This window comes from Streptomyces sp. ME02-8801-2C, from assembly GCF_033793965.1.
Lineage (GTDB): Bacteria > Actinomycetota > Actinomycetes > Streptomycetales > Streptomycetaceae > Streptomyces.
In genome coordinates this window covers 333,046-352,002 of the sequence record NZ_JARAXP010000005.1, presented here as the reverse complement: position 1 = coordinate 352,002, position 18,957 = coordinate 333,046, and the positions used below count along the sequence as shown (strand labels likewise).

Annotated in this window: 19 protein-coding genes; 9 read left to right on the top strand and 10 right to left on the bottom strand. The window is 70.4% G+C overall.

Translation table 11 applies throughout. The features are described 5' to 3' along the window. Positions 1 to 72 precede the first annotated feature (72 nt). Complete coding sequence (locus PV396_RS18830; RefSeq protein WP_319205936.1) at positions 73 to 360, top strand: SCO5918 family protein; 288 nt, start codon at positions 73 to 75, stop codon at positions 358 to 360. 239 nt (positions 361 to 599) lie between these two features. Here PV396_RS18830 and PV396_RS18825 read toward each other — a convergent pair whose 3' ends face one another. After that, positions 600 to 3,719: a beta-N-acetylglucosaminidase domain-containing protein gene (locus PV396_RS18825; protein ID WP_319205934.1), complete on the bottom strand. Its 3,120-nt coding sequence runs from the start codon at positions 3,717 to 3,719 to the stop codon at positions 600 to 602. A gap of 95 nt (positions 3,720 to 3,814) precedes the next feature. On the opposite strand from PV396_RS18825, the gene PV396_RS18820 reads away from it, so the two are divergent. Continuing rightward, entirely contained in the window at positions 3,815 to 4,711 is an 897-nt protein-coding gene (locus PV396_RS18820) for an NAD(P)-dependent oxidoreductase (RefSeq protein WP_319205932.1), read from the top strand. Positions 4,712 to 4,728: 17 nt separating this feature from the next. Here the strand turns inward: PV396_RS18820 and PV396_RS18815 are convergent, their stop codons facing one another. Then, positions 4,729 to 4,938, bottom strand: coding sequence for a hypothetical protein (locus PV396_RS18815; RefSeq protein WP_319205930.1), 210 nt, complete (start codon positions 4,936 to 4,938; stop codon positions 4,729 to 4,731). A gap of 110 nt (positions 4,939 to 5,048) precedes the next feature. Between PV396_RS18815 and PV396_RS18810 the strand changes: the two genes are divergently transcribed. Both PV396_RS18810 and PV396_RS18805 read left to right on the top strand, forming a co-directional pair. Next, the gene (locus tag PV396_RS18810; RefSeq protein WP_319205928.1) at positions 5,049 to 5,525 is read left to right on the top strand and encodes a potassium channel family protein; all 477 of its coding nucleotides are present in this window, start codon (positions 5,049 to 5,051) and stop codon (positions 5,523 to 5,525) included. Positions 5,526 to 5,889: 364 nt separating this feature from the next. Continuing rightward, positions 5,890 to 6,222, top strand: coding sequence for a hypothetical protein (locus PV396_RS18805; RefSeq protein ID WP_319205927.1), 333 nt, complete (start codon positions 5,890 to 5,892; stop codon positions 6,220 to 6,222). 295 nt (positions 6,223 to 6,517) lie between these two features. Here PV396_RS18805 and PV396_RS18800 read toward each other — a convergent pair whose 3' ends face one another. From PV396_RS18800 to PV396_RS18790, 3 genes are all read right to left on the bottom strand, one after another. Beyond that, positions 6,518 to 6,772, bottom strand: a complete 255-nt coding sequence (locus tag PV396_RS18800; protein WP_319205926.1) for a hypothetical protein — start codon at positions 6,770 to 6,772, stop codon at positions 6,518 to 6,520. A gap of 102 nt (positions 6,773 to 6,874) precedes the next feature. Next, positions 6,875 to 7,063: a hypothetical protein gene (locus PV396_RS18795; protein ID WP_319205925.1), complete on the bottom strand. Its 189-nt coding sequence runs from the start codon at positions 7,061 to 7,063 to the stop codon at positions 6,875 to 6,877. Between the two features lie 24 nt (positions 7,064 to 7,087). Further along, positions 7,088 to 7,510 (bottom strand): hypothetical protein, encoded by a 423-nt coding sequence (locus PV396_RS18790; protein ID WP_319205924.1) that lies wholly within the window; start codon positions 7,508 to 7,510, stop codon positions 7,088 to 7,090. Between the two features lie 220 nt (positions 7,511 to 7,730). Between PV396_RS18790 and PV396_RS18785 the strand changes: the two genes are divergently transcribed. The 3 genes from PV396_RS18785 to PV396_RS18775 are packed head-to-tail and all read left to right on the top strand — an operon-like array spanning position 7,731 to position 10,293. After that, positions 7,731 to 8,915, top strand: coding sequence for an ABC transporter ATP-binding protein (locus PV396_RS18785; protein ID WP_319205923.1), 1,185 nt, complete (start codon positions 7,731 to 7,733; stop codon positions 8,913 to 8,915). Further along, on the top strand, positions 8,912 to 9,628 hold the full coding sequence (locus tag PV396_RS18780; RefSeq protein WP_319205922.1) for an ABC transporter permease: 717 nt from the start codon (positions 8,912 to 8,914) through the stop codon (positions 9,626 to 9,628). Before PV396_RS18785 ends, PV396_RS18780 begins: the two co-directional genes overlap by 4 nt. After that, the gene (locus tag PV396_RS18775) at positions 9,625 to 10,293 is read left to right on the top strand and encodes an ABC transporter permease (protein ID WP_319205921.1); all 669 of its coding nucleotides are present in this window, start codon (positions 9,625 to 9,627) and stop codon (positions 10,291 to 10,293) included. Before PV396_RS18780 ends, PV396_RS18775 begins: the two co-directional genes overlap by 4 nt. Before the next feature lie 108 nt (positions 10,294 to 10,401). Here PV396_RS18775 and PV396_RS18770 read toward each other — a convergent pair whose 3' ends face one another. The 4 genes from PV396_RS18770 to PV396_RS18755 form a co-directional block, all read right to left on the bottom strand. After that, on the bottom strand, positions 10,402 to 11,001 hold the full coding sequence (locus tag PV396_RS18770; RefSeq protein WP_319205920.1) for a GTP-binding protein: 600 nt from the start codon (positions 10,999 to 11,001) through the stop codon (positions 10,402 to 10,404). Further along, on the bottom strand, positions 10,988 to 11,431 hold the full coding sequence (locus tag PV396_RS18765) for a DUF742 domain-containing protein (protein ID WP_319205919.1): 444 nt from the start codon (positions 11,429 to 11,431) through the stop codon (positions 10,988 to 10,990). Before PV396_RS18765 ends, PV396_RS18770 begins: the two co-directional genes overlap by 14 nt. A 78-nt stretch (positions 11,432 to 11,509) precedes the next feature. Beyond that, entirely contained in the window at positions 11,510 to 11,986 is a 477-nt protein-coding gene (locus tag PV396_RS18760; RefSeq protein ID WP_319205918.1) for a roadblock/LC7 domain-containing protein, read from the bottom strand. Beyond that, positions 11,983 to 15,342 (bottom strand): ATP-binding protein, encoded by a 3,360-nt coding sequence (locus PV396_RS18755; protein ID WP_319205917.1) that lies wholly within the window; start codon positions 15,340 to 15,342, stop codon positions 11,983 to 11,985. Before PV396_RS18755 ends, PV396_RS18760 begins: the two co-directional genes overlap by 4 nt. Positions 15,343 to 15,669: 327 nt before the next feature. On the opposite strand from PV396_RS18755, the gene PV396_RS18750 reads away from it, so the two are divergent. Next, entirely contained in the window at positions 15,670 to 16,629 is a 960-nt protein-coding gene (locus tag PV396_RS18750; RefSeq protein WP_319205916.1) for an ABC transporter substrate-binding protein, read from the top strand. A gap of 111 nt (positions 16,630 to 16,740) precedes the next feature. Here PV396_RS18750 and PV396_RS18745 read toward each other — a convergent pair whose 3' ends face one another. Next, entirely contained in the window at positions 16,741 to 17,166 is a 426-nt protein-coding gene (locus PV396_RS18745) for an SsgA family sporulation/cell division regulator (RefSeq protein ID WP_319205915.1), read from the bottom strand. A 203-nt stretch (positions 17,167 to 17,369) separates the two neighbouring features. On the opposite strand from PV396_RS18745, the gene PV396_RS18740 reads away from it, so the two are divergent. Further along, the coding region (locus PV396_RS18740) for a sigma-70 family RNA polymerase sigma factor (protein WP_319205914.1) at positions 17,370 to 18,957 on the top strand (1,588 nt) is incomplete at its 3' end.

Genomic DNA, 18,957 nt, shown 5'->3' with positions numbered 1-18,957 from the left:
TCCCGGTTCCACCTCGGCCGGCCGGTTTCAGGCCGGTCGGCGTCCGACCCTTCTATGACCTGCGGAGGCACCATGCGTTGTGTGATCGCCCGATTCCCGTTCGACCTGATCATGAGCGAGGTCACGCACAAGATGGACGGGGTCGCCCCGGAGCCCATCACCAGTGCGGCCGTCGGTATCGGTGGGGTGGACTACCCCGTGAAGCAGGTGGGGGCGGTCATTACGCGTCTTGACCGGCGGGACTTCACCGAGAAGGAGATGATCGCTGCGCTTACTCGGTTGGGGTTCACTTGTCGGCCGGCGGAGGCTGTGGCTCCGGTGCGGCCGGCGGTTATTGATCCTTGGGCCGATATGCAGTAGCGCTCCGCTTGGGGCCAGGTTCGGGTGCGGGTGCGGGTGCGGGTGCGTTGTGGCTTGTTGCGCAGTTCCCCGCGCCCCTGAAAGGCCACTGCGGGTGGTCTGTTGGGTGCGGGTGCGTGGGGGCTTGTCGCGCCGTTCCCCGCGCCCCTGAAAGGCCACTGCGGGTGCGGGCTTGTTGTGGCTTGTCGCGTCGTTCCCCGCGCCCCTGAAAGGTCAGGGCGCGGGGGAACCCGCTGGTTTTAGGGGACCGGGACTCCTGTTATTGCTGTGGCCAGGGGGTAGGCGCCTGTTTTTAGGGGGGTGCCTACCTTTTCTGTTGCTGTTGTTACTGGGATCAGGGTGCCTGCGTCTGCTGTGGTGACGTAGGCCGTTGTGCCGTTCCAGTCGAGGGCTATGTCGAAGGCTGAGCGGCCTACGGTGATCGGGGTGCCCGGGGCGCCGGTTACCGTGTTGAGCGGGGTGATCGTGTCACCGTTGCTCGCGCTGACCCAGAGGGTGCGGCCGTCGGGGGAGATGGCCAGGCCGTATGCCTGGCCGGTGACCAGGAAGGTCGGGCGGGTCGTGTTGGTGGCGGTGTCGATGGGGGTGACCGTCGAGCCGCCGGAGTTGGATACGTACACCGTCTTTCCGTCGGGGGCCGCGACGACGTTGAACGGGTTCGGGCCGACGGCGATCGGCTTGCCCGCCTTGCCTGTTGCGAGGTTTACCGGGCTCACCGTGCTGTCGTGGATGTTCGCCACGTAGAGGGTGGTGCCGTCCGGGGTTGTCGCCATGTTTTCCGGGCCGTCGCCCACCGCGATCTTCGCGCCCGCCGTGCCGGTGGCGAGGTCTACGGGCTGGATCGCGTCGTCCGAGTAGTCCGCCACCCAGAGGGTCCGGCCGTCGGGGGTGAGGGCGAGGCCCGCCGGGACGTCGCCCACCGCCACCGTGGATGTGACCTTCGCGGCGGCGACATCGATGACGCTCACCGAGTCCGAACCCTGGTTCGCCGCGTATGCGGTACGGCCGTCCGGGCTGACCACGACCTCCCCCGGGTTGTTGCCGACGGGGATCTCCGTCGACGTTCCGGAATTCAGGTCCACCGAACTCACCGACGCGCCACTGAAGTTGGCCGTAAGGGCGCGGGCGCTGCCGCCGACAACCTCTTTTATCTGTACCGGTATTGCCCGGCTGATCAGCCCACCTCCGGTGACCGCGACCGACCTTACGCCTGCGGTTGTCTGGGGGGCCGCTGTGAAGGTGACCGTCTCGGTGGCCTTTCCGCCTGGTGGGACGGTGAGCGTGCCGGTGGACGGGGTGATGGTTATGCCGTCGACTTCCCTTATTTTCCAGGTGGTTGTGGTGGGGGTTGTGGAGCGGTTGTCGGTGATCGTGAGGGTTGCCTTGGTGGTGGCGCCTGGGGTCAGGGACAGGGCGGTGGGAGTGAAGGAGGCGTCCGGGCCCGGGTCGGGGGCCGCGCGCAGGGTCGCGTCGAAGAGGAAGCGGTCCAGTACGCCGGGGGCGATCTGCTGGGGGACCGAGTCGAGTTGCCCGCGCTGCGACTGGAGGCGGGCGTAGAGGGTGGTGACGGCGTCCGTGTCGCCGTTCGACTGCGCGAGCATCAGCTGTACAGCTGTTCTGCCCGCCTCTCCGTACGCGCCCAGTTTGTCGAGCCAGGCCGAAGTCTCGGTCAGGAAGCCCGGGTTGGGGAGGCCGGCGCGGAGGTTGGCCGGGGCGGCCGCCATCTCCTCGAAGTAGGACGTGAGGGCGTGGGCCGCCTTGTCGAGGCCTTCGCCGCTCTCGTACGCCGTCGTGAACGCCTTGAGGAGGGGGGTGAGGGTGGGGGACTCGGTGGTGTTCAGGAGCGAGGAGTAGTTGTTCTCCGCGAAGACGCGGAGGGAAGTCGTTGTTTGTTCGGGTGCGTTGGCCGTGAAGTTCTCTACCGAGGCCAGAAAAGCTGCTCGGGGGTTGTACGCCTTCGGGTTCCAGGCGTAGGACGCCGACGTGAAGAGGGCCAGTTTGCTGGCCTCCGCCTGGATCATCGGGTTGGCGGTGATGCCCGTGACCTGGGTGGCCACGCCTGCCTCGCGGCCCGTGTAGGGGCCCAGGAGGAGGCGGCTCGTGGTGTAGTCGTTCACCGGGTAGTTGTCCCAGATGAGGATGGGGTGACCGAACAACTCCCTTGCCTGGCGGGCCTGTTCGGTGCTGATCGTCGGTGCGATGACGCCGACGCCCGTCCACTCGACGACGACCGAGGGGTCCAACCGCTCGCGCAGCGCGGTCTTGTAGGGGGAGGAGGAGAGATCCGAGTACTCCGTCGGGACCATCTCCAGCGGGGTCACGTCGGTGTGCGCGTCGACGAAGTCCTTGACGACGCTGTTGAGGAGGGCCGACTGCGCGGCGCCGGCCGCTCCGCCTCCGGTGCCGAACTTCTGCTCGTCGGCAGGGCAGTTCCAGGCGGTGTAGCTGATGTCGTCCAGCGGTACGGCGAACGAGCGCACACCGATCGCGTACAGCGACTCGAACTTATCGACCAGGGCCTGGATGTCGGCGGTCGAGGAGTAGCAGACCGAGAGGCCGGGGGAGAGGGCGTAGGTGAAGCGGACGTGGTTCGCGGCGGCCCGGTCGACCAGTTGCTTCAGGGTCGCGAGCTGGGCGGGCGGGTAGTCGTCGCGCCAGTTCGCCCGCAGATACGGGTCGTCCTTGGGGGAGTAGACGTACACGTTCTGCTTCGTGCGGCCGTAGAAGTCGAGTTGGGAGAGGCGGTCTTGTTGTGTCCAGGGGGCGCCGTAGAAACCTTCGATCACCCCGCGCAGGGGAGTTGTCGGCCAGTCACGGACGGTCGCGGCGGGGATCGCGTGGTGGGGGGTGATGAGCTGGCGGAGGCTCTGGGCGGCGTAGAAGGTGCCCGTGGGGTCGACGCCGGACAGGGCGATCGTGCCCTTGCCGGTCGCCAACGTGTAGCCGCCGGAGGGGAGTTGGGTGGGGGGTGCGGCGTGCAGGCGCTTGAGCGCCTTTGCCGTTGCCGGGTTCTCCGTGGGGCCGCCGATGTAGACGGTGAGGGCGGCGGGGGGTACGGGCCGGCCCGCGGTGACGGTACGGATGGTGCGGACGCCGGCGTCGCGCAGTACGCGTTCGACGAGGGTGCGGGCGGCGGGGTCGGTGGCGTGGCCGATGACCTCGACGACCTGTTTCGGAACCGGCTGCTGGATGCCGTGGCCGGGGGTCGACTGCTGGGGGGTCGGCCAGATGTGGGGGAGGGGGGACGCGGCGGTGGCGGAGTGGGGCGTCGCCGTCGCGGCGGGGGCCGGGGCGGTGCCCAGCACACAGAGGGCCAGTGCGGCCAGGAGGCCGCTCGCTGACTTCAGTGCCGGGGTCACGGCCGGCTCCGGTTCACTATTTTATCCATCGTGCGGAATCTTGGTGGATGGATTCACCCGACGGCAAGACCCCGGCGACTTGCTTTACTGGCCCCATGACCGACATCGAGACCCCCGCTCTCTCAGTCGCCGTCCTCGGCACCGGCATCATGGGCGCCGCCATGGCCCGTAACCTCGCCCGGTCCGGGCACGCCGTCCGGGTGTGGAACCGGACCCGCGCCAAGGCCGAACCGCTGGCCGCCGAGAACGGCGTCCAGGTGTGTGACACGCCCGCCGACGCCGTCCGGGACGCGCAGGTCGTCCTGACCATGCTGTACGACGGTGACGCCGTCCGGGACGTCATGCGCGAGGCCGAACCGGCGCTCCGTCCGGGTGCCGCGTGGGTGCAGTCGACCACGGCCGGGGTGGACGCGATCGGTGAACTGGGCTCCCTGGCCGGCCAGTGGGGGCTCGCCTTCTTCGACGCGCCCGTACTGGGGACCAGGCAGCCCGCCGAGGCAGGGCAGTTGCTCGTGCTCGCCGCCGGGCCCACGGAACACCGGGCGGCCGTCGCACCCGTGCTCGACGCGGTCGGCGCCCGCACGGTGTGGACCGGCGAGGACGGGGCCGACGGCAGCGCGACGCGGCTCAAGCTCGTCGCCAACAGCTGGGTGCTCGCCGCCACCAGCGCGACCGGAGAGGTGCTGGCCCTCGCCCAGGCCCTCGGCGTCGACCCGCAGAGCTTCTTCGACGCGATCGCCGGCGGTCCGCTCGACATGGGCTATCTGCGCGCCAAGGCCGGCCTGATCCTGGACGAGAAGCTGACACCGGCGAGCTTCGCGGTGTCCACGGCCGCGAAGGACGCCCGGCTGATCGTCGAGGCGGGCGAGCGGAACGGCGTACGGCTGGACGTGGCCGCCGCGACCGCCGAACGCTTTCGGCGCGCCGCCGAACAGGGGCACGGGGACGAGGACATGGCGGCGGCGTACTTCGCGAGCTTCGAGGAGAAGTAGGGCCCACCCTCACGGAGTCAGCCCACTCGTACCTTTCGGCTGCCGCAGGTGGCGCACACGGCGTCGGTCAGGGGGGAGCGCATGGCGCGGCCGTCCTCGTCGACGTACTCCAGGGGGTTCAGGCAGCCCGCCGGGTCGGGGAGGGAGAAGATCTCGAAGGTGCGGTTCCAGGCCGTGCCGCAGTCGAGGCAGGTGAAGGCGAAGGTCTCGGTCAGCTTCTCGGACATGCCGTACTCCCTTGTCGGCGGCGGCCGTTCGGGTGAGTGGGGTGACCCACAGGGGCGGAGTGGCGCGCACCTGTACTCCGTACGGCGTCTCCGTACCGCAGGATCGCGGCATGCTGCCCGGATTCCTGACCAAGGCGGTCGAGCTGCTGCTCGGCCGTGAAGGCCGCCCGCTGCACCTGAGGGTGGCGGGCGGGGCCACGGCCGCGCTGGTCGTGGTGATGCTCACCGGCTCGTACGCCGTCGTGGCCGCCGAGGAAGAGGTGCGGGGCGCCAACCTGACGTCGTATCCGAAGGCCTTGTGGTGGTCGGTCGAGACGGCGACGACTGTCGGCTACGGCGACTTCTACCCGGTGACCTTGTGGGGCCGGGTGGTCGGTGCCGTGGTGATGATCCTCGGGATCACCGCGTACGGCATGGTCACCGCCGCGCTGGCCACCTGGTTCGTGGGGCGCGAGGAGAGACGACGGGACGAGCGGCGGCATCGGGGCGTACGCGGCGCGTACGAGGAGACGGCGGCGGCGCTGCACGAACGGTTCGACCGGGTGGAGCGGATGCTTGCCGGGAAAGACGGGCGGGAGGAGCGGTGAGTGTTCGTGGTGAGGCCCGCCCCCGTCGGCAGGCCAAGGGGCGGGCCCTGGGCGTTGGCGGTTACTTCGACCGGGTCGGCGAAGCGTGTCGGGCGTGATCTCCACCCCTGCCAAGCCTCCTGTGGCGGGCAGAGCGGGAACCGCAGGTACTGCGGGTACTGCGGGCACCGCGGCGGGGGGCACTTCCAGCGGAGGCAGCGCGACCGGGGGCAGTTCCACCGTCAGGGGTGGCAGGCCGCCCAGCAGGCCCCCGAGCAGGTTGCCCAGGGTGTCCAGGAGGCCGCCCACCAGGCCGGTCACCGTGTCGAGGAGGCCGCTGAGCGTTGCCTGGAGCTGGTCCAGGAGGTCCGAGATGGGGTCGGCCATGAGCGCCGCTGCCCTGTTCGTCGTCCCAGGTGCGTTCCGCCAGGCGCTGCTTGAGCGAGGCCTTCGCCGTCTCGACGGCCGTCGCGAACCCGGCCGCCTGCGCCGGGGTCAGTCGGCCGGTGCCGGTCTGCTCGGTGAGGTCGGTCAGGACTTTGACCACCGGGCTGAGTACTCGGTCCGGTCGGCGCGATCGAGGGCGCCGAGGCGCTTCAGCACGCGGTCCGTGGAGGTGGAGGGCGTGATGGGGGTGACGGGCCTGGTGGAGGTGGTGGAGGTGATGGGCGTGATGGGTGTGATGGACCACGACGGGTCGGCGCCGATGGAGGCGTAGACGTCCCGGCTGGCGTCGGTGACGGCGACGGCCGTGCCGAATATCAGGGCGGCACAGACGACCGACGACGGTAGGAAGAGCCCGCGGGAGCGGGCGCCGAGGCCGGAACGGGATACGAGGCGCGCATGCGCAGTCCTTTCGAGAGCTGCTCTCTTTGGACCCACGGTGAGAAACCCCGCCACTGAACGCAACCGCTGAATGACCCTCGGTTACGGCTGGTGTGAGGGGTGACGCGCCGCTGACCTGCACATATTCGCGATCCGGGCTCCCACTGCCCTGTCCGTCCATTCGGCTGTCAGAGGTCGATCTTGCGGCCCTTGAGGAGGCTGACGCCCGCGCCGACCGAGACGACCCCCATCCCGACACCGGTCATGACGCCCTGCGTTCCGTCCACGACGAACGGGGCGACTGCCGCGACGACGAGGTTGAAGAGGAACAGGAACCAGAGGACGGGCTTGGCGGCGAGCAGGGACTTCATGGGGGCTTCCTTCCAGTGGTGCGCGAGGTGGTGCGGGAGGTGGTGGAGGAGGTTGTTCGCTTGCGAGATCAACGATCCCGGGAACGCCTTTCCGCCACGAGGGAGTGCTCTCCCGAAGCCGGGGTGTAGCCCGCTACACCTTTCGCGTGTCTCGGGGGCCGGCTCCCGTCGCCGCTACCGCTTGAGGGCCCGGTACCTTTTCAGCAGGGCGGTGATCCGGTCGGGGTCTGCGGCCCCGTTGAGCTCGGTGAGCAGGTCGTCGGGGCACAGTTCGTACAGGTCGCCCCACCAGCGGCGTCCCCGGTTGCTCCAGATGCGGTAGCCGCCGGGGACGCCCCGGGCCACGTAACGTTTTCTGCTCACTGTCGCTGTCTCTCCATCCATGCCTCACAACTGGGTTCGCCACCAGGGGTCGTCGGGGTGGTCGGCCTTGAGGATTCGGGCCCGGTCCAGGATGACGCGGTCCAACTCCCTCACGAGCGTGCGTAGTTCGCGGGCGCTTTTGCTGGGCAGGGCGTGCAGCATCGTTTCGATGTGGTCGCGGTAGTACCCCGGGCAGCATCCGCATCCGGGGATGCCGCATGCGTCCGCCGGGAACGGCTCGGCGAACCGGCGCAGTGGGCCGTACGCCAGAACCTTCCACTGGGCGAAGGCCTGCGCCGTGGACTCCGGTAGGCGGCGGACCAGTTCGAGCCGGCGTATGTCGGCCGTGCACGAAGCGGAGAGGCGGTCGATGGGGGCGTACCGCTGTCGGTTCCGCCCCCGCGCGGGAATCGCGCCCCGCAGGGCGGACGGGCGCCTACGCGGCATCGTCCTTTCGGCTGTTGGTCATGGCAGGGAACGTACCGGCCGAAGGGGTGGGGCGCCATGGAAATTCAGGCGGGCGGCCCTGGATCCGTCCTTGGTGAGGACGGGTCTATCCCGTGAAAACGGGCGAAACACAAGCGGTTTAGACTCTCCCCGCAACGGCCCGAAACTCGGTTGGTCAAGAGTGGGCGGAAACAGCCAGACCCGAAGGGTATTCGGCGCTTTGATACGAATAGATTCAGTCACCAAGCGGTACCCGGACGGCACTGTGGCCGTCGACCGGCTCTCCCTCGACATACCGGATCGTTCGATCACCGTCCTCGTCGGCCCCTCGGGCTGTGGCAAGACGACCACCCTGCGGATGATCAACCGGATGGTCGAGCCCAGCGAGGGCACCATCCTCATCGACGGCGTCGACAGCCGGCAGCAGCCGGTCAACACGCTGCGCCGGGGCATGGGTTACGTCATCCAGAACGCCGGGCTCTTCCAGCACCGTACGGTCGTCGACAACATCGCCACCGTCCCCCGGATGCTCGGCTGGAGCAAGGACAAGGCGCGCGCGAGGGCGCGGGAGCTGATGGAACGGGTGGGGCTCGACGCCTCGTTCGCCAAGCGCTACCCCTACCAGCTCTCCGGCGGCCAGCAGCAGCGCGTCGGCGTGGCCCGTGCCCTCGCCGCCGATCCGCCCGTGCTGCTGATGGACGAGCCGTTCTCCGCCGTCGACCCCGTCGTCCGCAAGGGGCTTCAGGACGAACTCCTGCGCATCCAGGAGGAGTTGGGCAAGACCATCGTCTTCGTCACGCATGACATCGACGAGGCCGTCAAGCTCGGCACGATGGTCGCCGTACTGCGTACCGGCGGCCGGCTCGCGCAGTTCGCGCCGCCCGCCGAGCTGCTGTCCGACCCCGCCGACGACTTCGTCGAGGACTTCCTCGGTGCCGACCGGGGCATCCGGCGACTGTCGTTCTTCACCTCCGCCGGCCTGGACCTGCTCACCACCCCGATCGTCGCGATCGACGCCACCGCCGAGCAGCTCGCCGCACGCGGCACGACCGAGGCCCCCTACCTCCTCGTCACCGGCCTGGACGGCCGCCCGCTCGGCTGGAGCGAGCCCGGCGCGCTGACGGCCGGACAGATCGACGCCGACCGACTGCTCCCGTACGGACGGCCGTTCGCCGCCGGACGCGACACCCTGCGCGCCGCCCTCGACTGTGCCGTCCTGTCGCCCACCGGCTGGGCGGTCGCCGTCGACGCGGAGGGCCGGGCCGCCGGGGTCGTCTCGCAGGCGGCCATCGGCGAGGCCATCCGCGGCGCCCACGCGGCGGGCGGCGATGCGACGGGCGACGTGGCGGGTAGCCAGGGGACGCCTTCCACGGGGGCCGGCTCCCGGAAGGCCACCGCCCGGTGAACCGCTTCTTCGACATCCCCAGCGACCTCCAGCACGACTGGCTCGGCCTCATCGGGCTCCATCTGCGCGAGGCCCTGCTGCCCGTGCTGGGCGGGCTGCTGCTCGCGCTTCCACTGGCCCAGCTGTGCGTGCGGCTGCGTTGGTTGTACCCGCCCGTGCTGTGGGTGACGACCGTCCTCTACGCGATCCCGTCCCTGGCCTTCTTCGTCGTCCTCATCGACTACACCGGCCAGACCGAACTGACGGTCATGATCCCGCTCACCGTCTACAGCCTGGTCGTGCTCGTCCCGGCGATCGTCGACGGCGTCCGTTCGGTCCCGCAGGAGACCCTCGCCGCCGCGACCGCCATGGGCTTCGGGCCCGTACGCCGTTACCTCCAGGTCCAGTTGCCGATCGCGGTGCCGGCCATCATCGCCGGTCTGCGGGTGGCCACCGTGTCCAGCATCAGCCTCGTCAGCGTCGGCATGCTGATCGGCAACCAGGGCGCGCTCGGCAACCTGCTTCATGACGCGCAGATCTACAACCGGCCCGAACTCGCCTGGAACTCCGTGATCACCAGCGCCGCCCTCGCGGTGCTCGCGGACGCCCTGCTGGTCGTCGTACGCGTCCTGCTCACCCCCTGGATGCCGAGCGCGACACGCCGCGCGAAGTCCAAGTCCGCCGGGGTCCGCCCCGAACCGGCGGTGCCCGCACTGGAGGACGCAGCCCGGTGAACGTACTCAACTTCATCAACGCCTTCTTCAGCGACAGCGCGCACTGGAAGGGCTACGACGGAATCCCGACCCGCCTGTGGGAGCACGTCCAGTACTCGCTGCAGGCGCTCGCCCTCGCCGCCGCGATCGGCCTGCCGATCGGGCTGATCACCGGTCACTACGGGCGCGGCGGCAACGTCCTGTCCCTGGTGGCCACCGCCGGCCGCGCACTGCCCACCTTCGGTCTGCTGGTGCTGACGACCCTCGCGCTGGGCTTCGGCATGCTGCCCGTGATGATCCCGCTGATCGTCCTCGCCGTACCGCCGATCCTCGTCACCACCTACGAGGCGATGCGCTCCGTGGACCCGTCGCCCGTGGACGCCGCGCGGGGCATGGGGATGCGCGAGGCCGACATCCTGTTGCGCGTCGAAGTCCCCGTCGCGCTCCCGCTGATCCTCGGCGGGCTGCGCTCGGCGGCCATCCAGATCGTCTCCACGGCCACCATCGCCGCGTACGTCAGCCTCGGCGGCCTCGGCCGTTACATCGTCGACGGTCTCTACCAGCACAACTACGAGAAGGTGGTGGGCGGCGCCACCCTGGTCGCGGGCATGGCCCTGGCCACCCTCGCGGTCTTCTGGGCGGCGGGCCGGGCGACGGTTTCTCCGGGCGTCCGCAGGAGCAACTGACCTGCTTCCGGCTTCTGGTTTTCAGGGGCGCGGGGAACTGTGCGACCAGCCACATCCGGTCCGCAGTTCCCCACCACCGCAGTTCCCCACCACCGCGGGTACCCGTGCTTACCCGCCGCTCCGGGCGAGCGCCTGCTCCAGCACCACCAGCAGAGCGTCCCGCACCGAGCCGCGCTCCCTCGCGTCGAAGACGAGCAGGGGCACGCCCTCGGACACGTCGAGGGCCCAGCGGACCTCGTCCAGCGTGTGCACGGTCTGGCCGTCGAAGGCGTTGACGGCGACGGCGAACGGGATCTGCTTGTGCTCGAAGTAGTCGACGGCGGCGTAACAGTCGTCCAGGCGGCGGGTGTCGACGATGACCAGCCCGCCGACCGCGCCCTCCACGATGTCGTCCCACATGAACCCGAACCGCTCCTGTCCGGGCGTGCCGAACAGGTACAGCTTCAGAGTCGGGTCGATGGTGATGCAGCCGAAGTCCATCGCGACCGTGGTCGTGGTCTTGCGCGGGGTGTGGCTGAGGTCGTCGACGCCCGCCGCCACCTCGGTGATGGCCGCCTCGGTGGTCAGCGGCTCGATCTCGGAGATCGAGCCGACGGCGGTGGTCTTGCCCACGCCGAAGCCACCCGCGATCACCAGTTTGACCGGCAACGGCGGCCGTACGGAGGCCTGTCCGGCGGAGGTGCGGACGAGCGGTTCAGTCGGTGTCACGGAGTACCCTCCGGGAGTCGGGGATGGCCCGCAGGCCATCGATAACCCTGCGCAGAACGGATGCGTCGTGGGTGACGCCGGAGTCGGGCACGTGCACCGACAGCTGCCCCGCCGTGCGGAGATCCTCGGCGAGGACCCGCACCACGTTCAGATGCAGCCGGAGCCTGGCCGCGATTTCCGCGATGGACTGCGGGACGCGGCAGGCGGCGACGATGTCGTGCTGTTCGAAGGAGAGCCGGTCGAGCGCGGCGAGCCCGCCGGTGGTGGCCACCAGCTGGGTCTCCACGGGCATCGTCCTGCCGGACGACGCCTCGCCCGCGCCGCCCGCGACCCGGCCGGCGGTGACCAGGAAGGGCCGGACGGCGGACGCGGGGCCCACGGGGGCGACGCCGTCCTCGCCGGCCCCGCGCGGTGTGTGGCCGTCCGCCATCGGTGTTCGCTCTCTCTACGGACTCTTACGGTGTCTCTACGACTGTCTACGGGCTGTCTGCGGGCTGTCTGCGGGCGTTCAGCGCGTGTGGGCGGAGCCGACGCTGTTCTTCAGCTCCAGGACGAGCTGCGGACTGAGCGCGGTGCCGGCGCGGTTGGCGAACACCGTCATCTCGTAGGCGATGTTGCCGAGCTTGGCCTCCTTGCCGGTGACGACACCGAGCACGGCGCCGCTGCCGATCGCGGAGACCAGGACATGGCCGCCTTCCAGGTCGATGATGACCTTGTTCAGGCCGCCGAGACCGTAGTTGCCGGAGGCGCCGGCGGCCAGGCTGGTGATGCCCGAGACGATCGCGGCCAGCCGTTCCGAGTCGGCGTGCTCGCGGAGCGCCGACACGGCGATCAGCAGCCCGTCGGAGGACACCGCGATGGCGTCCACGACCCCTGCGGTCTCGGTGGCGAAACGACTCAGCAGCCAAGTGAAGTCGGCTGCGGCGGCCCGCAGATCGATCGGCTGGGCGTCTCCGGCGGGAGTCTCACCTGTCGACGTGCTCACTGCTCGGCTCCTTCCGGAGTGTGGTTCTGGTGGATCTGGTGGTGCGGGGTGTCTGCGACGCTGATCGGTTCGGTGACCTGGTCGGTGATCTGCCCGGGCCGGTCGGACGGGTCGGACGGCGCTGTCCGGTCGGTCCGGTCGGGCGAAACGTCGGGACGGTGGTCGTGTCGGGGGTCGCCCTGGCGGTCGTACTCGCGAGCGGGCGGGCCTTCGGTGGGGCGGGGGTGCTCGCCGGTGTCGCGGTGGGCGCGGGCCACGGCCGCCTCGAACTCGTCCAGCGCGTCGCGCACGGCGTCCGCGTCGACGGGGCGGGCGGTCTGCCGCGCGGCCTGCTGGGCGGCGGCGTCGACGGTCGTCCGCAGCGTGGCCCCGCGCACCCGCCGCCGAAGCGGACGGGAGCCGTCGGGCCCGACGGCGAACGGATCGGCCCCGGCCGGGGCGGAGGGGGCACCGGCGGTGGGCTGGGGTCCGGCCGGGCCGGAGGGGGTACCGGAGGCGGGCCGGGGCTCAGTCGGGCGGCCGAGGTCGTTTCCGGAGGTTGCCGGGTAGGTGTGCGTGGGCTGTTCCGGCGTGCGGGCGGTGGGCTGGGGCCCGGCCGGGGAGGGGGCACCGGCGGCGGCCTGGGGTCCGGTCGCGTGGTCGAGGTCGTTTCCGGAGGTTGCCGGGTAGGTGTGCGTGGGCTGTTCCGGTGTACGGGCGGTGGGCTGGGGCCCGGCCGGGGAGGGGGCACCGGCGGCGGCCTGGGGTCCGGTCGCGTGGTCGAGGCTGTTCCCGGAGGTTGCCGGGTAGGTGTGCGAGGACTGTTCCGGCGTACGGGCGGTGGGCTGGGGTCCGGTCGCGTGGTCGAGGTCGGTCTCGGAGGTTGCCGGGTAGGTGTGCGTGGGCTGTTCCGGCGTACGGGCAGGGGGCAGGGGCCCGGCTGAGGCGGAGGGGGCACCGGCGGTGGGCTGGGGGCCGGTCGGGTGGGTGGGCCACGGCTCGGTCGTCGTGGTGAGGGTGGGGTGGGCCGTCGGCGTGCGGGTGTGGGGCCCGGGTGTGGCTTCCGCGTGGGTGTGGAGCGGCGGCTCGGCGGCGCGTGGTGTCGGGATTCCGGGCGCGTGGGCGTGCACCGGCTCGGCGGAGACGGGTGCGGGGGCCTCGGTCTCCTGTTCGCTCGGGGGCGTGTCGCGGCGGGGGACCCGGCGGGGGAGGCTGGTCGTCTCCTCCTCCTTCGTGGCCCAGGACGGGACCTTCGCCGGGGTCGGGGCCGGGATCGAGGCCGACGGGGACGGGCCGGCCGCGGGGGCCGACGGCGCGGCGAGTGCGGCCGGGACGGCAGGCGCGGCGGGAGCGCCCCCGGCGTCGGCGTCGGCGGAACGGCCCGGCTGCTCCAGCGCGTTCGCCGGCTGGAGCAGTGTCGACGGGATCAGTACCTCCGCCGTCACACCGCCGCCCGGCGTACGGGACAGGGTGACGTCGACATCCCAGCGGCGCGCCAACGCCCCGACCACGAACAGGCCCAGCACCTTCGTCGGGACGACGTCGAGGCGTTCGCGGCGTACGAGGCGGGCGTTCTCCTCGGCGATGCGCTCGGCGCTCATGCCGAGACCGTGGTCCGCGACGGTGACCGACGCGCTGTCGTGGTCGGAGGAGACCACCACCTCGACGGGGCTGTCCGCGGGCGAGAACGACACGGCGTTCTCGAGGAGTTCGGCGATCATCAGCGTCAGGTCGCCGATGAGTTCGGGCTCGACCATGGCCTCGGTCGCGGCCCGCAGCCGTACCCGCCGGAAGCCCTCGATCTGGCCCAGCGCGGCACGTACGACGTTGGTGAGCGCGGTCGGCCCCGAGTCCAGCACGGTCTCGCGGATGCCGGCCAGCAGCATCAGGCTGTCGGCGTTGCGGCGCAGGCGGACCGCGATGTGGTCGATGGAGTAGAGGCGTTCGAGCAGCGCGGGGTCGGTCTCGCCGCGCTCCACCGCGTCGATCAGGGCAAGTTGACGGGTCGTCAGGTTGCTGACGCGGCGACCGACGTTGCCGAACATCTCGGCGACGTTGCGCCGACTGAGCACCTGCCGCTCCAGCAGCGCCGCGGCGGTGGTCTGCACGTTGTTGAACGCTTCGGCGAGTTCACCGATCTCGTCGTCGGCGGTGACCGGCAGCCGGCGCAGCCGCGGGGAGCCGGACTCCTCGGCGTCGTCGTCGGCGACGCGGGCGAGTTCGCGGCCCGCCACGTCGGCGACCTCCTGGGCGGCTCCCGTCAGCGCCAGCACCGGCCGGACCACGGAGCGGCGGACCAGGATGGAGAAGGCGATCCACACGGCGAAGCAGAGCAGCGCCAGGGTCAGCAGCAGGCCCGCCCGCCACTTGGCACTGCCGGCGGTGTCGTCGGCCCGGTCGGCGATCTGGTCGATGAGCGACGCGGTGATCTTCAGCCGGGTCTCGGCCTGCTTGCTGTAGTCGGGGTAGGAGGCGATGGCCGCCCGGAACGCCGCACGGATCTGGCCCTTGGACTCCGCCTGCAACGCGCTTGGATCCACGGCCAGTTCGGCGTAGTGCTGGCCGATCGAGGCCTGGGAGGCGTTGTGTTCGATGCCGCCGAACTCGTCGGCCTGCGCCTCACTGGCGAACCGCCCGAACCGCTCGGCCTGGTAGGTGAACAGTTCGTAGGAGCCGACGGAGCCGGTGAACTCGATGAGCGCGTTGCTGTCGCCGGTCCGCGCGGAGAACACGCCGGTCTCGAACGCGCCGTGCGCGGCGTCGGCACGCAGCAGGGAGTCGAGGAGGTTGCCGGTGAAGGTGGTCGCGAGGTCGGCGTTGCGGTCGAGGCCCAGCCCGTCGATGAGGCCGTCGGCGGCGCCCGAGTACGCCGGGTCGATGTTGGTGGCGGGCAGATAGCCCTGCTCGATGGTGGCCCGCAGGCCGGCCAGGCCCTGGACGTCCTTGAGCGCCTGCACCTCGGTGTCCGGCAGCCGGCCGCCGAAGGCGTCGACCACCTTCTGCACCTGCGCGTCCACGGCGACCTGTGCCTTGCGGTAGGCGTCGGTGGAGGGGGCGCCGCCGTCGAGGGACGCCTCGTACCGTACGGAGAGCAGGATGGCCTGCTGGTGTTCGTCCTGGAGCGTGGCGACGAGCTGCGCGACCTGGGCGCTGTCGCGCACCAGTTGGGCGGCGTTCTCCGCGCGGTTGGACTCCTGCACCAGGTCGACGATGAGGTACGCCAGCAGCAGCGCGATCACCGTCAGCGGGATACCGACGAGTACGTTCAGTTTGCGCTGGAAGGGCCATCGGTCGGCGAAGCCCCGCAGTCCCCGACGCGCGGACGTCGGTGCCGAGGATGCCGACCGGGCTGACGCGTCCACCTCTTTCGTGGACACCGGGCCTCCTTCAAGAGGGTGCTGCAGGCGTGCGACGGCACGAACGATCACAAACGATACGGAAGCGGCCCCCGCACACCGCTGTGGCCCCCGCCTACAGCTGTGGCGGACGCCAACCCCGGCGAGACTATCCCCTCTTCGAACTGCCGAGCGGGTTGCCCTAAGTCAAGAATCCATCACGAAGCGGCACGCGCGGACTTGCCTCCAGTGATCACGTATTGAAGTCAATCGGTAACCCGATTCCTCTTGACTGATCAAGAAGTGGCTGGATTGGATCAGATCAAAGTGTTTGAGTTCTCATCAATCCTCCAGCCCGGAACGGGAACCGTGACTACCAACGCCCACAGCAGCAGGCCCCTCAGGAACCACCCAGGTGCGGCGGCCGTCGCCCTCGCGGCGGCGACAGTCCTGCTGGCGGGATGTTCCTCCTCGTCCGACACCAAGTCCGACCCGCTCGCCGGCGACAAGGCCGCCGGGGACACCGTGGTCGTCGGCTCCAACAACTTCGCCGAGAGCATCCTGCTCGCCGACATCTACGGCGAGGCCCTGAAGGCCAAGGGCATCAAGGTGACCTACAAGCCCAACATCGGCAGCCGCGAGACCACTTACGGCCTGCTCAAGAACGGTTCCATCACCGTTCTGCCGGAGTACAACGGCTCGCTGCTGGCCTACCTCGACGCGAAGGCCGCGCAGACCTCGCTCGAGACCGTGAACGCGGCGGCGAAGGCCAAGCTCGACTCCAAGCTCACGCTGCTCGAGTCGTCGCCGGCCGAGGACAAGGACTCCGTCACGGTCAACGCGGCGACCGCGAAGCAGTACAACCTGACCGCGGCCTCCACGCTCGCCGACCTCAAGGACGTCGCGCCGAATCTGGTCCTCGGTGGCTCGCCCGAGTTCCAGACCCGTCAGCAGGGCATGCTCGGCCTGGAGTCGGTGTACGGGCTGAAGTTCAAGTCCTTCAAGGCGCTCGACGCGGGCGGCCCGCTGACCCAGGCCGCGCTGAAGAAGAACACGGTGCAGGCCGCGGACATCTTCACGACGGACCCGACCATCCTCAAGGAGAAGTTCGTCGTTCTCCAGGACCCGAAGAACCTCTTCGGCTTCGCGAACGTGACTCCGCTGGTCTACAAGAGCGGGCTCTCCCAGGAGGGTGTCGCCGCGCTCAACGCCGTCTCCGCCAAGCTCGACACGAAGGCCCTGCTCGACATGGACCTCCAGGTGCAGCTGGAGAGCAAGGACCCGCTGGACGTCGCCAAGGCCTGGCTGAAGACGGCCGGCCTGGGCTGAGGTTCCACGCCCTCGGCGTTGACGTCCTACGCCCTTGGCGTTGACATTCGACGCCCTTGCCGTCGGCGAGCCGATCGTGCTCGCCGACGGTGCGGCGTGTCCGGCGGGCCGTCAATTGACCCCGCCCAGCAGCAGGGCGAGCCCGCGTTCGACCTCCGGGCCCAGGTCCTCCATGCCCGGTGCGACCACGCCGTACGAGCGGTGCAGAAACCGCTGCAGCTGTGCCGTACGGAACCGGATCACGGCCAGCCCGTACGGCGAGTGCAGTTCCACGACCGTGTGTACGGGGCCGCACGGCCAGAGATGGACCTCGCCGATACCGGCCGGGTTCTCCAGCCCCTCTTCCAGGAGCAGCCGGGAAAACGTCCAGCTCACCCCCTCGCCGTCCGCCGAGACCTCGACGGGGAAGTCGATGTGGACGGCGATCGGGTCGGCGGATTCGTAGCGCAGGGTGACGACGAGCGGGAGCTCCTCGTAACCCGGGGTGATCAGGCGGGCGCGTGCGGACTGCTCCAGGGAACGCTGGGGTCTGTGCATGATCGACTTCCCGTCGGGTGGGCGTTGGGCCGGTGGTGCCGAGCTGCCTTCTCGACCTCCGCGACTGCCCCGGCATTACGCCGAAACGGGAGTTACCCCATGTGACGTGCGTCACCTTCTGTAATTACTTGAGTTTTTTGTCATCTAGCCTTACAAACTCAGCCCCAATGCCCCATCAGCAGGTAACTGGAGCGTTCCTGCCCATGATTGACAACACCGCCACCGCGACCGACGCGTACGCCCGTATCTACGAGGAGCAGCAGCCGCGTCTCGTCGCGTACGCACGTTCGCTCACGAAGAGCAGCTGGGCCGCGGAGGACCTCGTCGCCGAGGCGCACTTCCGCGTGTGGCGACGCCTGGCGGCGGGGCACGAGATCGACAACGTCCCCGCGTACCTGATGACGACGGTCCGCCACCTCGCGGCCAGCGTGGGCAGCAACGCGGCGCGCGAGACCCCGCAGGACCCGCAGGACAGGTCGGAGCGGCTGGAGCGGCTGGGCGGGGCCGAGAGGTCCGAACGGGTCGTCTCCCAGGGGCGGCACGTCGAGGATCCCGCCGAACAGGTCTCCTCGGTCGACCTGTTGGTGCGGGTGCTCGGCCAGCTCCCCGACCGCTGGGTCAAGGCGCTGTGGCTCGCCGAGGCGGAGGGCCAGCCCCTGGCGGCGATAGGCCCCCAGATCGGTACCGGTACCAAGGAGGGTGCCACCGCCGTACTCCTCCACCGCGCCCGCGAGGGCATGCGCCAGGCCTTCCTGCGCGAGCAGCCCGGCCGCCCGGACAACACGGCGTGCGAGCCGTACTGGGTCCGCATGCCCGCGTACGTACGCGGTACCGCGACCCGCCGCCAGTCCGACCAGCTCCTCGCCCACGCGGACACCTGCGACGACTGCCGCCACCGGCTCGCTCTGCTGATGCGCACGAACGACCGCCTGCCCGCGCTGGTCGGGCCGGCACTGCTGGTCCTGGTCGTGGGCGGCACGGGGAAGTACCTGCTGTCGCTGGCGGCGGGCAGCGCCGGTGCGGTGTCCGGGGTATCCGGGGTATCCGGGGTGTCCGCCGTGGCCGGTCACGGTGGGGGCGCACTGCACGTGGCGCATGCCGTACGCGCGGTACGTCATGTCGTGGCCGGGGGTTCGAAGGCGCCCAAGGCGCTCGCGCTGAGCACGGGGGCGGCGGCAGCGGCCGTCGCGGTCACCCTCGCGCTCACCTCTCCCCAGGTCCACCTGGAGGAACGCGCCCGGATCCCGCTCGCGGACAACCCGTTGTCACCGGCACCGGTGGCGGAGGTGCCTGTGCCGCTGAAGGCGGCTCCGGTGGCTGGGCCTGCGGCTGGGTTGGTGAACTCGCCGGTGAGGGTGGCTGTGGTTGCGGCTGCGCCGGGGCGGGTTCCGGTGGAGGTACGGGGTCCTGCGGCGGGCGGGGTGGCCGCGGGGGCTCCGGGGAGCGGCGGCAGTGGTGTGAGCGACGGTAGTGGTGCAAGTGGCGGTGCGGGTACGGGGGTTGGGCCCAAGCCTGGCCCGAGCGCGCCGCTCGAGCCTGCGCCTCCGGCGGAGAAGCCGGTACCACCGGTGAGCGAGAAGCCGGGGGTGTCTGTGCCGCCGGGGAAGCCGGTGCCGCCGGGGAAGCCGGTGCCTCCGGGGGCTTCGGTGCCTCCCGTACCTCCGGTGGAGGAGGCGCCGCCTGTGGAGGAACCTCCGGTGGAGCAACCTCCGGTGGAGCAACCTCCGGTCACTGAGCCTCCGGTGGAGGTGCCGCCGGTTGAGGAACCTCCGGTGGAGCAACCTCCGGTGC